At 56.2% G+C, this 14,528-nt stretch carries 13 protein-coding genes and 1 pseudogene; 4 read left to right on the top strand and 10 right to left on the bottom strand.

Going from position 1 to position 14,528, the window contains the following annotated elements; all coding sequences use genetic code 11:
* Positions 1–457 precede the first annotated feature (457 nt).
* The 3 genes from AC1DDS_RS17400 to AC1DDS_RS17390 all read left to right on the top strand — a co-directional run bounded on the left by AC1DDS_RS17400 (position 458) and on the right by AC1DDS_RS17390 (position 3,934).
* The gene (locus AC1DDS_RS17400; RefSeq protein ID WP_477480039.1) at positions 458–1,786 is read left to right on the top strand and encodes an Nramp family divalent metal transporter; all 1,329 of its coding nucleotides are present in this window, start codon (positions 458–460) and stop codon (positions 1,784–1,786) included.
* Between the two features lie 483 nt (positions 1,787–2,269).
* The gene (locus AC1DDS_RS17395; RefSeq protein ID WP_477480038.1) at positions 2,270–3,598 is read left to right on the top strand and encodes a mechanosensitive ion channel family protein; all 1,329 of its coding nucleotides are present in this window, start codon (positions 2,270–2,272) and stop codon (positions 3,596–3,598) included.
* Positions 3,599–3,730: 132 nt separating this feature from the next.
* Positions 3,731–3,934 carry a cold-shock protein gene (locus AC1DDS_RS17390; RefSeq protein ID WP_477480037.1) on the top strand — a complete coding sequence of 68 codons (204 nt, stop codon included), beginning with the start codon at positions 3,731–3,733 and terminating at the stop codon, positions 3,932–3,934.
* Positions 3,935–4,221: 287 nt separating this feature from the next.
* On the opposite strand, the gene AC1DDS_RS17385 is transcribed toward AC1DDS_RS17390, so the two are convergent.
* Complete coding sequence (locus tag AC1DDS_RS17385) at positions 4,222–4,488, bottom strand: DUF2277 domain-containing protein (protein WP_477480169.1); 267 nt, start codon at positions 4,486–4,488, stop codon at positions 4,222–4,224.
* Positions 4,489–4,689: 201 nt separating this feature from the next.
* On the opposite strand from AC1DDS_RS17385, the gene AC1DDS_RS17380 reads away from it, so the two are divergent.
* Positions 4,690–5,478 (top strand): pyrroline-5-carboxylate reductase, encoded by a 789-nt coding sequence (locus AC1DDS_RS17380; RefSeq protein WP_477480036.1) that lies wholly within the window; start codon positions 4,690–4,692, stop codon positions 5,476–5,478.
* On the opposite strand, the gene AC1DDS_RS17375 is transcribed toward AC1DDS_RS17380, so the two are convergent.
* The 9 genes and pseudogenes from AC1DDS_RS17375 to AC1DDS_RS17335 all read right to left on the bottom strand — a co-directional run bounded on the left by AC1DDS_RS17375 (position 5,475) and on the right by AC1DDS_RS17335 (position 13,931).
* On the bottom strand, positions 5,475–5,873 hold the full coding sequence (locus tag AC1DDS_RS17375; RefSeq protein ID WP_477480035.1) for a VOC family protein: 399 nt from the start codon (positions 5,871–5,873) through the stop codon (positions 5,475–5,477). The genes AC1DDS_RS17380 and AC1DDS_RS17375 overlap by 4 nt on opposite strands.
* Before the next feature lie 106 nt (positions 5,874–5,979).
* Entirely contained in the window at positions 5,980–7,488 is a 1,509-nt protein-coding gene (locus AC1DDS_RS17370; protein WP_477480034.1) for a malonate--CoA ligase, read from the bottom strand.
* A 110-nt stretch (positions 7,489–7,598) separates the two neighbouring features.
* Positions 7,599–7,814 carry a hypothetical protein gene (locus AC1DDS_RS17365; RefSeq protein ID WP_477480033.1) on the bottom strand — a complete coding sequence of 72 codons (216 nt, stop codon included), beginning with the start codon at positions 7,812–7,814 and terminating at the stop codon, positions 7,599–7,601.
* Between the two features lie 136 nt (positions 7,815–7,950).
* Positions 7,951–8,136, bottom strand: a pseudogene (locus AC1DDS_RS17360) (VOC family protein); the annotation flags it as partial.
* A gap of 868 nt (positions 8,137–9,004) precedes the next feature.
* Entirely contained in the window at positions 9,005–9,847 is an 843-nt protein-coding gene (locus tag AC1DDS_RS17355; RefSeq protein WP_477480032.1) for a hypothetical protein, read from the bottom strand.
* Positions 9,848–9,853: 6 nt separating this feature from the next.
* On the bottom strand, positions 9,854–10,489 hold the full coding sequence (locus AC1DDS_RS17350) for an AAA family ATPase (RefSeq protein ID WP_477480031.1): 636 nt from the start codon (positions 10,487–10,489) through the stop codon (positions 9,854–9,856).
* A gap of 70 nt (positions 10,490–10,559) precedes the next feature.
* On the bottom strand, positions 10,560–11,429 hold the full coding sequence (locus AC1DDS_RS17345; protein WP_477480030.1) for a hypothetical protein: 870 nt from the start codon (positions 11,427–11,429) through the stop codon (positions 10,560–10,562).
* 185 nt (positions 11,430–11,614) lie between these two features.
* The gene (locus AC1DDS_RS17340; RefSeq protein ID WP_477480029.1) at positions 11,615–12,658 is read right to left on the bottom strand and encodes a hypothetical protein; all 1,044 of its coding nucleotides are present in this window, start codon (positions 12,656–12,658) and stop codon (positions 11,615–11,617) included.
* Position 12,659: 1 nt separating this feature from the next.
* Entirely contained in the window at positions 12,660–13,931 is a 1,272-nt protein-coding gene (locus AC1DDS_RS17335) for a KAP family P-loop NTPase fold protein (RefSeq protein WP_477480028.1), read from the bottom strand.
* Between the last annotated feature and the right edge of the window lie 597 nt (positions 13,932–14,528).

Genomic DNA, 14,528 nt, shown 5'->3' with positions numbered 1-14,528 from the left:
TGAACCTTTTTTTAGACGCTCAAGGCGTCGGCCGAGGTACTCTTTGAGTATCTGGAAGATCATCGCCGCTTTGCAGTATTCCTGCTCTGTGTGCCGTGCTGTTCTGCTAACTCTTGTTCGAATGTGTGGCGAACATCCGAACTAGGCGACTTCGTATCAAAAGATGCTCCGCCCCCCATCATAACCCTCAACTACGCGCGGAAGACGTATCTCGGAGAGATTCTGGAGGGATCTCCTGCTGAAACAACTTCGGGCCAAAACGGACGACTGGTGGACGAAAGCGCGGCCCCAATACCTCATTATAGCTTTTGGATTTCACCTGCCTTCAGCTTCCATTGACGGGCAACCGCAACGGCGAGGGGTAGCACGTTGCCAAGCGCATACTTGCTAACAAGCTGCCTTCATGCGAATGATTTGCAATTGCATATAGTGGGCGGTTTGAAAGCAAGGTGAGGCTATGGACAGACCGGTAAGGGGCTGGCAGCGCACGGTTGGCGATGTATCTCTTTCGGAGGTACACCGTTCGATCGACGTGGCAACAGGATCGGGAACCTTCCGTCGGGCGATGGCCTTTTTCGGGCCGGGCTATCTGGTTGCGGTCGGTTACATGGATCCTGGAAACTGGGCGACTTCGCTGGCGGGCGGTTCCAGGTTTGGCTATGCGCTGCTCAGCGTAGCGCTCATCTCGAACATCATGGCGATCGTTCTCCAGTCGCTCTGCGCCCGACTGGCGATTGCCTCGGGCCGGGATCTGGCCCAGGCCTGTCGCGACGCATATCCAAAACCTGTGGCCATGCTCCTCTGGTTCCTCGCTGAAGTCGCTATCATCGCGACTGACATCGCAGAGGTGATCGGCACCGCGATCGGCTTGAACCTGATCTTCGGCATCCCGCTCGAGCTTGGGGTGATCATCACCGCCCTTGACGTTTTCCTCATTCTCTATCTGCAGAAGCTCGGATTTCGCTGGGTCGAGGCCGTCGTAATCACTCTTCTCGGTGTCATCGCCGTCTGCTTCGCTGTCCAAATTGCGCTCGCGGATCCAGACTGGGGACAGGTCATGCTCGGATTCGCGCCGACCACCGACATCGTAACGAACCCGGACATGCTCTACCTTGCGCTTGGTATCCTCGGCGCAACCGTCATGCCACATAATCTCTACCTACACTCCGGCATCGTGCAGACGCGGGCCTATGGCCACACGCTGCGGGAGAGACGCGAGGCGCTAAAATTCGCCACCATCGATTCTACGATCGCCCTGATGTTTGCGCTGCTTGTGAACGCATCGATTCTAATCCTCGCGGCCGCCACTTTCTACAAGACCGGTCAGACGACAGTCACGGAGCTGGGAGAAGCACACAGTCTCCTAGCACCGCTGCTTGGACTCGCGATCGCACCAACGCTCTTCGGCATCGCGCTATTGTGCTGTGGCATCAACTCGACCGTGACTGCCACGCTCGCCGGTCAGATCGTCATGGAAGGATTTCTCAATATTCGCTTGCCGCCATGGCTCCGTCGACTGCTCACCCGCGGAATCGCGATCATCCCAGCCGCAGGCGTCACGATAGCATTCGGCGACAGTGGCACGGCGCAGCTTCTCATACTCACCCAGGTCGTGCTGAGCCTCCAGCTCTCCTTCGCAGTGTTTCCGCTTGTGATGTTCACGTCGGACCGTGCAAAAATGGGGGAACTACAGGCACCGCTTTGGCTGACCGTCTTCACATGGTTCATTGCTATCGTCATCGCATTACTGAACATCAAGTTGCTGGCCGACTTCGTCTCAGCGTAGGCAGCAGCAGTCCCCTTGGAGATCGCATCCGTGAAGGGTCACGGGGAGCGAAAATTTCGAGGTGACGCTAGTGATCAGTGTGACCTGCCAAACGCCTATCGTGGGGTCGCCAGCCCCCGCCGCCGTCAGTAACAGTCTCAGGAAGAAGATTGTGACCGCCCCTGGTGCCGGACGGTATCGACGCCGAGGGCATCGAACACGACGTCAGCACCGATACATTGGACGCATTCAAGTCCTCGCTGGCAAATCGCGACTGAGATTCCGTACTGCGAAAAGTGCTCGCGGGCCCCGCTTTGCGCCCCCAAGTCGGTCATTCAGGTCGCCTTTGCGATTTACTGAAAGTTGACGGTCCGCTGAGGGCCGATAGGAGACGTTCCACATCCGCTCAATTGGCTGGAGACCGTCTCCTTCTTTCTCGACAAATGGCGCTTGAACAAAAGCCTGCTCTCAACGGTTATCCTGAAGAACCTTGAGAGTGCGACGATGGAGTTCGAAACGACGTACAACGCCGCCGGAAATTGGCTGCAGGCTTTCCTTTTTAATGAGTGGACTCTTTACCAGTCCGCCCTGATTGTCATTGGCTATCTGCTCTCTGGCTTTCTGGCAAGGCGCATAGAGCCAGTGTTGGAGTCGCGCGCGCGCACGATCAAGGGAAATCCCGACCTGCTCCGTGTCATCATCGCTTTCATGCGCCGCCTGCGGTGGCTCTTTTTGATTCTTTGGCTATGGGTTGTGGACGTGGTTTTGTTGCGGCTTGGATGGCCTTCGAACCAGTGGCTGGTGGCGACGGCGCTCACCCTGGTGGCGGCGTGGTTTGTCATCTCGGTACTAACACGCATCATAAGAAACCAGACGCTGGCGCGTGTCGTTGCCGTCGTAGGTTGGCTCTATTTTGCACTTTTTGCGCTAGGACTGGATCGAGCGCTTCTGGCGGCCCTCGACGGCATGGCCGTCAACCTCGGTGCCGCTCGTCTATCGATGCTGCTTGTCTTGAAAGCCGTCATCCTTTCGGTTGCACTGATCTGGCTGGCCGTTCTAGTCGGTAACATGTCCTCGAACTGGATACAGAAGTCAGCCGATCTCACACCATCCTTGAAGGTCCTCATCAGCAAACTGGTTAAGATTGGATTAGTTATATTTGCAGGCACAATTGCCCTTTCTGCAACAGGCGTCGACTTGACGGCGCTTACAGTCTTTTCAGGTGCAGTCGGCGTCGGCATCGGCTTTGGCCTGCAGAAGGTCGTTTCCAACTTCATATCCGGGATCATCATCCTTCTCGATAAGTCCATCAAACCGGGCGACACGATCACACTGGGGGAGACGTTCGGCTCGATCCGAGACCTGCGCTCCCGCTTCGTCTCCGTCATCACGAGAGATGGCAAGGAATTCCTCATTCCAAACGAGGATTTCATCTCCCAGCAGGTCGTGAACTGGTCGTTCTCCAGTGACTATGTCCGCATCGAGGTGCGTTTCGGTACTTCGTATGACAGCGATCCGCACGAAGTTGCCCGCATTGCGATCGAGGCCGCCAAAACCATTCCGCGGGTTGCCAGCACTTACAGGCAGCCGGTTTGTTGGATGACGGCGTTTGGAGCATCGTCGCTCGATTTCAAACTGAGGTTCTGGATTTCCGATCCCAGCAACGGACTGACAAACATTCGCGGTGAAGTACTGATGGCCTTGTGGGACGCGTTCAAGGCGGCTGGCATCTCGATTCCGTTCCCGCATCGTGAAATCATCATGAAGCATCCTGTCGAGATCACCGCCGCACGTCTTTCGCGACGGCCCGGACATCGCATGCGGTCGGTCTGACCGATGCGATCGGCGAAAACCATGTATGTCGCCAGGTCGCTGTCGGCTCCTGCACGCGGAATACGTTGCACGGCGGCCGATCGCTCGATAAGTTTCAACAGCATAAAGGCAGTCGAAGCACGAGGATGGGACATGGCCACCGGGACCGTAAAATTTTTTAACGAAAACAAGGGATTTGGGTTCATTACGCCCGACAACGGGGGAGCCGATGTGTTTGTACATGTATCCGCTCTTCAAGGCTCGAGCTCGCTCCAAGACGGACAAAAAGTGAGCTACGACCTCGGTCAAGATCGCAAAACTGGAAAGTCCAAGGCTGAAAACGTCAGGCCTCTTTGATCTTCCCTATCTCGACACCATGGCAACGCACGTTCCTTTCGTGATTGTCTGCGGCGCGCCTCGTACGGTGCCGGAGTTTCCTCAGTCGGAACGAAGTCCACCTTCTTCCGGGCGAAGCGCAACTGCGCCGCAAATCTTCGGGCTAACCGTTCTCGCTCAGGTACTGTTTGCCTCGTGGTAGGTCGATCGGCAAGATCAGGGACTTCCTGTTCGCTCCATACGTGATGGAAGGAGCCGACTGGGTTCGCCGTGGATGACCATCGGGCGCGTGCTGCAACGGCCAGAGATCAAGCGAACCGCATTGTGTTTCGCGAGCGAGCCTTAGCGGCTTCTTCCTCGCGGTTGCGGGGCTGTTGCGAAGTCTCCATCGAATCAAGCAGTTCGCGGGCGCATTCGGCGATTGAATCCACTGCGCGATCGAACGCAGCTTCATTCCGCTTCGACGGTCTGGTCGTTCCGCTCAGTTTGCGCACGAACTGCAAGGCCGCATCGCGGATTTCCACGTCCGTTGCCGGAGGATCGAAATTGAACAGGGTTCTGATGTTCCTGCACATGACATGCTCCCGGTAATCTCGTTCTTTTTGTCCTCGATAGTCCACTTGTGGAACATTGCTGACAAGGCGCAATGCCTGCTCTTGGCTCAAGGGAGAAAAGGTCATGATGCTATCACAGATGGATTGCTGAGCCGCGAAAGTGTCGTCAACAGACCGCTTCTTCGTCGAGGTTACGGGAAAAACCGTCGGAAAGGGACACCAATGGAGATTGATCCGATGCGAATGACAATCGGATTCGTAGGGACGGGCACGATTTCGGAGGCTGTCGTCACCGGCCTCTGCAAGACCGAGTTCCGTGACACTCCGATCGTACTGTCACCTCGCAGCGAGAGTGTCGCCGCCAGGCTGGCGGCTGCAAACCAGAACGTGTCGATAGCATTGGACAACCAGGATGTACTCGACCAATCCGACCTGGTCTTTCTGGCGGTGAGGCCGCAGATTGCCGAGGAGGTTGTCCGCGCGTTCCGATTTCGGTCGAGCCATCATGTCATCAGCTTTATAGCGGCCACCCCGCTCGATCGGCTGTTGGTGTGGATCGACCAGCCTATTCGGCTGAGCCAAGCGATCCCGCTTCCGTTCGTCGCCGATCTCCAGGGCGCAACCGCGATCCACCCGCCCGACGCTGTTTCGAATGCTATCTTCTCGCCGCTCGGAACGGCGGTCCAGGTTGAAAGCAAACGTGAGTTTGACCTCCTCGCGGCGGCGAGTTCAATGATGGGCACCTATTTCGGTATTCTGGATGCCATATCGATCTGGCTAGACAGCCAGGGGCTCCCAAGGGCGGCTGGTGACGCCTACCTTCGCCAATTGTTTTCCGGGCTAAACCATGCCGCCCGCTCAAATCCTGCCGTGAGCTTTAACGAGTTCGTCGGCGAGCATTCGACCAAGGGCGGTCTGAACGAGCAAGTGCTCGAGCAGTTCCGCAGCCTCGGTGGAGTTGCAGCACTTCAAAAGGCGCTTGGCGGGGTTCTTGCCCGCATTGAAAACTAGGGCTCTTCGAGCCCATCCTGAACGGCCTCCGGTTCGTGGCAAACCGCTTCGATGTTATGCCCGTCCGGACCAATGACAAAAGCTGCATAGTAGCCGGGGTGGTAGTGCGGACGCAGGCCGGGGGCACCATTGTCCTTGCCGCCCGCCGCCAACGCAGCGCGATAGAATGCTTCGACTTGCTGGCGATTTTCGGCTTGGAACGCCAAGTGAAGATGGGCGGGTTTCTCCTCGGACTGGTACAGACACAATGAAACCTTGCCATCGGTGCTGAGTTCTAAACCGTACGAAGGTGCCCCTTCAGAAACGACAACTACGCCGAGCGGCTCGAGCGCTTCGAGGAAGAAAATTCTGCTCGCTGCAAAATCGCTGACGCCGAATTTGACGTGGTCAAACATGAGTTCTCCCGGGATGCCTGCTACGCTGGAACGGGTAGCTGGCCAACGAATGAAGAATGGGACTTTGCCCTGAGGACGAAGACGGCCAGCTCGTGTACTAAGGACACTAGCCATACAGTTCCTTGAACTGATCCCGCAGAACGCTCTTTTGAACCTTGCCCATTGTATTGCGCGGAAGCTCGTTCACAAACACCACGCGTTTCGGATGTTTGAACTTCGCCAAGCGGTCTGAGATAGCCGTCAGTATTGCGGCCTCGTCTATCGCCGACCCAGCGTTGCGCACGACAACGGCCGTTACGCCTTCACCGAAATCTCTATGAGGTATGCCGATCACCGCGCTTTCGATAACTTCAGGCAAAGCGTCGATCTCTTCCTCGACTTCCTTCGGATAGACATTGAAGCCACCGGTGATCACGAGGTCCTTTCCGCGGCCAAGGATGTGAAGGTAACCGCGCTCATCAATCTTCCCCAGGTCGCCTGTAATGAAAAACCCGCTGGCGCGCATCTCGGCCGCAGTCTTTTCGGGCATCCGCCAATAGCCCTTGAAGACATTTGGGCCCTTGACTTCAATCATCCCAACCTCGTTTGCGCCAAGCACCGCGCCCGTTTCTGGGTCGGTGATCTGAACAGACACTCCGGGAAGTGGCATGCCGACAGTACCTGGAACACGCTCGTCATCGTATGGATTAGAGGTATTCATATTGGTTTCGGTCATGCCGTAACGCTCCAAGATGGCATGACCGGTGCGACGGTTCCATTCGACATGAGTTTCCGCGAGAAGGGGGGCGGACCCGGAGATGAAAAGGCGCATCTCCCGGGATGCTTCCGGCAAACCAGAGCTCTGGAGAAGGCGCACATAGAATGTGGGGACACCCATCAGCACGGTGGCCGCCGGCATACAGTCAAGAATCTGGTCCGCATCAAACTTCGGCAGGAAGATCATTTCGGCACCAGAAAAAAGGGTGATGTTCGTCGCAACGAACAGTCCGTGGGTATGATAGATCGGCAGTGCGTGGATAAGGACGTCACTTGACGAAAATCGCCACGTGTCGATCAGGCTGAGCGCGTTGGACAGCAGGTTTCCGTGCGTGAGCATTGCCCCCTTGGACCGTCCAGTCGTCCCGGAGGTGTAGAGAATTGCAGCCAGATCGTCTGGTCCCCGCTCGACCGTCTCGAATTCAGGCATTGAATTGGCTGCCGCGTCAGCAAGGCTGCCCTCACCGAAGGGATCGAGTGTTTCAACCAAAGCGCCCACCTTGGCGGCGATCAGAGCTGTCCCGGATTTTCTCTCAGGGTCGCAGATAACCATCGAGGGCTCCGCATCGCCGACGAAATACTCAATCTCAGCCAGTGTGTAGGCGGTATTCAGCGGAAGAAAGATTGCTCCTGCACGCAGGGTCGCGAGATAAAGGGCGATCGCGGCGACCGACTTCTCCACCTGAACCGCAACGCGGTCTCCGGGCTTGACCCCGCGGGCGACCAGCACATTGGCCAGACGGCCCGACAGAGACACCAGCTCGGCATATGTGTAAGTCTTACCCTTTGGTTCCTGGATGGCGACTTTTCCGACATCGCGGATCGAGCCTTCCAGACGGTTAAAGAGATTTGCATTCATTAGTGACTCCATCAGTGTCCGCCGAACGTTTCGCGCCCACCGTACATTCAGTTCTCGGGATTGGAAGCTGGGAGGCGGAAGCTTTTGCGAACGTGGGGAACTTTGTCGCGTCACCAGTTGCCGGGGTCTGCAGTGTGATCGAGACTTGCGAAATCATCTGCCTTTTGCCGATCCAACACCAGATCGGTCGCGTTATTTGCCTCATCCGTGACTGAATAGTGCAAAGGCAGCGGCCCCTTGGTCAGCCCTTGATACATGAGCAAGGCTGCTTCCTCCGCGGTGTCGGCCTCGATCTCTTCCATGACGACGACAGTGAACTTGTGCATGTCTTACCTCGAAGCTTGTACAGGCTACGACATCTCGAGTGGCTGCTCTGACGCTTTGGCCAACGGACCACAAAGTGCGGTGTGCACATGAGGATGAGAGCGTAGCTCAAACCAGTCAAGGATTGCGATGGCTTTCGGCCACGGTCGCCGGCTTGCCGTCGATCGGTTTCGTGATCATCAGCCGACCGCCCGCGTGGGCATAGATTAACCTGCCTCTCGCATCCATCTCGCCGGGCTTGCCTCCCAATGCAGCGAACGTGGCGTCGTAGAAGCGTCTGGCCCGCTCCAAGTCGTTGCTTCCAATCATGACGTGGGTGAACAAGGTTTATCTCCAGTAAGGTAGCCAATCGGTTCGCGTCCTCGGGCGACCTACCCCCAGCCAGGGTCAGTCGCAAAACTCCCGATTAGCGGCACTTGCTTTCCGGATTTTTGGCGACTTCGCAGCATAGAGTATTGCTCCGGCCGCAATAGCTGGCGTCGTCTGCTTTCGGGCAGCGGCCAATCTGGCCTCTACGGCCGATATGGGGGCGCGTTGCGGACAGTCTGCTCAGCCGAAACCGGCCCGTCGGCCTCGGGGCCGTCCTCGGACTATCCGCTTACCGCACAAAAATGACAAAAAAGGTCAAAGCTTCGTAGCTTGCCACGCTGCAAAGGTCCTAAAGCAGACGTCGGTAGTATCAGTACCCCATGCATATTCTTCTACGAGCCAACATACCTGACCGACCAGATGTGACGTTGGGCATCCTCGTAAGGCTGGAGCAGGAGAAATACGCATAGAGGCTTCTGAAATTAAGCTGCTGTATGAGCGCCTGGCTGAGGCGGAGTTACAACTAGCAGAGAAGGCCAAACTCGAGAAAGCAGCGCGAGAAAGCGACACTTGCATCGTTGGCACATGGGCGCAGGCGGTTTGGGAGACTGACGCGGATGGCATGTCGTCTCAGATAGCCCTAGCTGGCGCGTTATACGGGTGACTTTGGACGAGTGGCTTGGCTACGGTTGGGTGGACGCAATCCACCCGGAAGACCGTGCATACGCCGACCGGTAGAGGTGAGATGCGATGGCAGAACGAGGTTTGGTAAACGAGTTTCGCCTCCATGCCCCAGACGGCGGCTGGCGTTGGACCAATGACGGGCGACCACCTGGCCCCCGCCTGCTGAAACTAATCCACGATCCCGTACGCCGAAACGTAATCACGCAATTTGGTTGAACCCACCGGAGCAGAACCATGTGTCCGCTGCGAGTGCCTCGTACATTGAGCGTTGCCAGCAATTCGCATGGTGCGAATAGACCGCTGCTTCTACTAATAGATAATTTTGCACAGCCGTCGAACCACCTCGGGCTAAGGTATCAATCCGTTTCTTCACAGCCGCGAGTTCATCGTTGGCGTTCGCTCCATAGAGCAACCCTAGACCGCAGACCAGGAAATGGCGTTTGACGCGAGCCTGATCAACAGGGGACCAGGTAGTGGGGGGATTTGGGCCGAAGACAACGGTAACGGGTGGGCCTTGATCCACATATGCCGAGAGCCACGGAGTGTGGATGAGCCGTGCGTCGAAATAAGGATGGAGCGTTTGTTCGCCGGCGTTTTTCGGGAAACGAGCCTTCTTCGTGTCGTTGCAATAGGCACAGGATGGAACCAAGTTGATCGGTAAAACTGAGAGGTCGGGATATTTTGACTTAGGGAGATGATGATCCAGAACCTTGACAACGCCGACACCGCACAAGGGGCATTTCTTGTTCGGTGCCAGGTTTCGAATGTGATCATAGACTGCCCTTGCAGCCCCCCTCGTCGCGCTTACATGGGTAGCGTAGAGATCGGTTAGTTCCGACTTTGTAAGGTGGCTGACGGAGGTCACGCGGCTGACAAGGTCCAAGCGTTCCGAAATCGCATTCTGCTCGTACTGCGATGCGGTCGCAAGAAGTGTCGCTTTCACAGCAGACAATCGCGCATGTGATATGGGATCGGAGGTTCCCGAAAGGCAAAGTGCCAAAACGTCCGCGCTTGAAAGCGCAGGAAAGGGAAGGGTACGCAAAGCTGCTCAGTCCTCTTCCTCAAATGAACCGGACGATGGCTGCATCGTGAGTACGCGCGCCAGACCTCGTCCTTCTGCCCCTAGTTTTCCTTCAAAATGGCTCAGCACACCGTGGTACGTCCGGCCAGCGGCCGCTTGCGCAATCATCTTATGAAAACCGGTTTGTACGACTTCTAGTCCGAAGACCTCTCGAGTGAGCACACCGGCGTTCTCAGCGAAAGTCTCCATTTCGGGGCGGTCCACTCTACTCGACCTTCCCGATCGACTAAGAACCCAAACGCAGTCGCGTGGGACCTCCTGAAGGACCACTGGTGAATGGGTCGCAATGATCGCCGTGCCATTACGCTCGATGAGTAGATCGGATAGGGCCCGGACAAACGCGGATAAGAGAGGCGGATGAAGATGGCCCTCTGGTTCGTCGACAAGCACCAGGGTGTTCTCCTCTACAAGTTCAACAAGACGTGTCACTGTAAGGAGAATTACGCTGTGGCCGGAACTAAGCCTGGCGAACAGCGTAGACGCCGCCGTTTTCCAGTTCGTTAGGTTCTCCTCCGCGACAGAAGATACGCTGGCCTCTTCGAAAAGAGGATCGGCTTCCAACGCCTTGAGGGCACGCGCCCAGCGTGCCCGTCGCGCACCCACACGGCATTTTTCGACGCTCGCGACAAAGTCTTTGGAAAGCTCCTCCCAACCTTTGATTGTCAGGCTCGATTCACGTTGAACGGGCCCGGGAATGCCTTCGTGCCCCGGTCTCTGCGATGATTCCTTTAAGGCCGACGTACGCGTAGCGGAACGTTTGCGGAGTTCTTGAATCCACAAGCGGTCCGTACTTGTCGAAAGGACTAAATGAAACCGTGACGAGGCCGGCAAACCCGTGATGGAGCTGACCGAAACCATTTGCAACAAGACTTCCGGGAGAGGACCCGTCTGCCGCCGTCAACCCCAGAAAAGTGCGGCTGAGGAGGTCGAAGCACCGCGTTTTTCCGACACCGTTTCTCCCAATGAGCACGTGAATGTTGCTGCTCGGTTGCGATCGCGGCCTAACATCGAAACTCAAAATCGGCTGAGGATCGGGCGATCTCGGATCGGGCGGGAGGTGGTAGGAGAAAGCGAACGGAGTAAGTGCCGCATTTCCATGAGACAGCCTGTGAAATCGATGTTTAACGCGATCAACGGAAATGTCCCGGAGGAGGGAATTTCGTAAAACCTCTTCATTGCCGAACCGCTCGAGTATCGTCAGGTCAAACGCACAGTCGCGCAACGCTATCAAAAACCACTCGTTGTCGGCTTCCCCAAGAGACTGCAGCGTTTCATAATAGTTTTCTTCCTGACCAACCGAAAACCATGTGTCGTCCAGTCTTTCGAATTCAGTCGGCAGGTTTTGGTGCGTGACCGCGTTCTGCGGCGTCATCCCGGCACGACCGATCTTCACGCGCCCTAGATCAATGCGACGATCATGTCCAACGACGACGACATAGAATTGGGTAACCCAGGTGTACCAGTCGTTCCAGTTGTCCTTGACAAGCAGAACGTCGCCGGGCTGCGCCGGATGACCGACGCTCTGGACAATCCGAAATACCATTCACCATCCTCCATGGCAAACCGCCGCAGGAGCAGGCTAGGCGAACTGAACGTTGTGAGGTTTTCGATTGTCGAGTGGACGTTCATTTTTCTGCTTCATTGGGCCTGTTTGCTTTTGCCGAATTCAATCTTCTCGAGCGTAGCCATCCGCCCGCTGCCAGCGTCGGGCCAACGACTTAACGCACGCTAGAGACCGTTGTCCCTCCCCAGGGCGATGAGGAAACGCTGAGCGATGGGGCCGTCAGCGTGACCCTGCAATGACAGATGGAATGCCTTTTCTTCCAAAGCACGGAGGTCGACTACCTTATTCCAGCTTGCTCGATCAACTTTCTCATAGTTGCCGGCGCTCGATCTGACCGGGCTCAAGGGCGTTTGCAACAGTACTCGCAGTCCATCCGGCGTCTCCATGGCCTGCTTCGTAAAAGTCAGGACCTCATCGCCATTCCCGGTTCCCCACCAAAACCAAAGAATTTCGCCTGGTTGCGATTGATCCAGCAACATTCCGTCTGCGGCAAGCGTGCGCACCCGATCGAGCAGTCGAATCCGAAGATCGCTGGCCTCAGCGCCGAGGGCGTTTCCGGAATGCGACGCACCACCGCTCGCCACGTCTCCCGCTAGAAGGCGCATCAGTTCGCAAAGCAGTGAGATATCTGTCGCTTTGTCAATCGCGGCTCCGATGAGGCGAATACGCTCCGTTTCTGATAAATCCTTTAGTGCCTGCGTTACCATCGCACGGGTCAAATCCTCCATGGAGGAGTCGAAGAGGGCTAAGGATTCCCAACCCTCCGTAGAAGAAACGATATAAGCATGGTCCATCAGAGCGACGAACCAGGCTTCGCGGTCGGTCGCGGAATCTCTTAAAGCTTCTCCTACCAATTCGATGAGCGACCTGCGAATTGATGGACGGTCTTTTTCAGACGCAGACGTAAGGCGAAGGTCGTAGTCTCGGAAGACGTCAGTCGGTTCGCTGAAGATTGTAGCCTCGAAATCGTCCTTACTTGGGAGCGCGCTGTTAGGCGTGAGACGGAAATATGTTTTTGCGAAGTCGGCTTTTTCAATGCGTCGGCTATTGCGTTCGTTTTCCCGATGCAAAGTGTCAAGCATTTCGGTTCCGAGGTAACCCTTGGCCTGCGGAAACATGATGGAAAGAGCAGCTCGTGCTGCTTCCTCGTTTTTCGCGCCCCTCAATACAGCGACAAGTTTTTCTTGGGCGAGCTCACTCAGGGCCATCTCAAACCGCCATATTGTTGTAGTTTCTACGAAGCCAATGGTAAACCGCTGGCTCATGAATACGAAGGGTCTCTAGCAGAAGCAGATCGACCGGATCGGTATGACTGCCAACGCCCGCTAGGGCTACGGAGAATGCGTTCATCAGCCGCCGAACATCTCTTGGAGTCAGGAGGTAATGGCTCAGGGTCAGGAACCAGGCAATGTTCAGCCGACGCGTCGCCAACGTCGACCAATTGGCTACGAGAGACTCAAGGTCAGCGCTTAGCAAAAGCAGGATTTCCGGGGGTTCAAGTGGTGGGAGGTGAACCGGATACTGAACGATTTTTTGCAGGTATTCGTGCCCATCGACGGTGAGCGCGGTGGAAATCAGGTCACCAAGGCGGTTCTCATCGTAACAGAGCAAATACACCACGTTCGGCAGGTCACCGAGCCCTTTTACGAGCGATACCATTTCCACGGCTTCATCGGGTGTCAGTCGGTCGAGATCATCCACGACCACGATGATTTTAGTGTCGTTCAGCGCCCCCAACTTCTTCCTAAGGCGTGCGCGAACGCTTTCGACGGTCGGACCATCCGTCATCCGTTTCGCCAATCGGTCGGAAACATCGACACCCGCGGAAAGCAGTCCGCCAAGACCGAATGGCGTCGCGACGTCAGTTGCAGCACCAACAATTGGGACGACGCTCGAAAGTCGATCTAAGACGGACGCGAATGCCTTTCGAACGTCGTCCCCCAACTTTTCGCCAACGACGCGCGCAAGATCGCTGAGAAGCGCACTCGCAAGCTCAGCTTTGCCCGGGAAGAGCCAGGGTGAAAACCTAATGACTATATTCCGAGGTCGTTTTTCAAGCCGCTGAAAAAGTTCCCAGTACCTGAACGCTAGCCTGGTATCACTTGTAGACCCGCATTGAATTTCGAATTGCCGGTCCCGATGGTGCTGATTCCAGAGGAGGACGTCGAGGTTCCTATCAAGGAAATCATCGATCAGGGGCTCAACTCGGCTAAATGCGTTCGCCATCTCTTCCAGATCAGAGAGGGACGGCGTGTCCTCATCCTTGCTGCACGCACGGATCATATCGCTATGTCTGAGGTACCTTATTGTAAGTTCAGCGACGCTAGATTTTCCCGAACCCCACTCTCCGATCAGACCGATCACAAACCCGTCTTTGGCAACTGGTAGGTTGTCGATTGCATCGGCGAGGGTCTGTGCGAATGGTGCACGTCCTAAAACGTCATCTTGAGGAAGCCCGATCGGGCGGTCGCTATAGCGCATGATTTCGAGTGTGATATGAGGTTGAGCAGGGCGTTGGTGCTAGAGAAATCACTATCGTCGAGGCGGTGCGATAGTTCGCTCGCAACTTTATACTGATATCAACAGCTTTGGTTCGTCACATATGGTCGCCATCGGGATGCCGGAGTATCGGTAAGCTATTCCCTGCCGTTCTCCAGCTCTTCAACCATTCGTGACGAATACCTATTGCAGCTACGCTTTCGACCCAGGCTTTGTATCCTTTCCGTTTGGTTATCCGAGAAGTCGGTCACCGGTTCCGCCTCTCGCGCTTCACCGACGGAATTCGGACCGGCGATCCGAAGAGTTCGGCTACGTCCGCTGTTGGCGCGTAGGGGACGTGACGGCCCGCGAGGTAATGTCCGCTTTTGGGCGCGGGCGACCGCGGCTTCGATGACAGAAACGGGGGCGCGTTGCAGACGGAAAGGGGCCGGTAGCTGTCCGCCGCAAGAAAACTTACCACGAAAAGCGGACAGCTCAGTTCTTGCCGCCAAGGTCGATCGGCGGCGATCTCGTTTTACTACCTCGCGAAGCTCGTGCTTGTACTGAACCAATGAACTCATGGGACCGAAGCCGACACCC

The organism is Mycoplana sp. 10N416 (genome assembly GCF_056394765.1).
The sequence above is the reverse complement of the archived record's forward strand: the minus strand, read 5'-3'. Positions and strand labels throughout refer to the sequence as shown.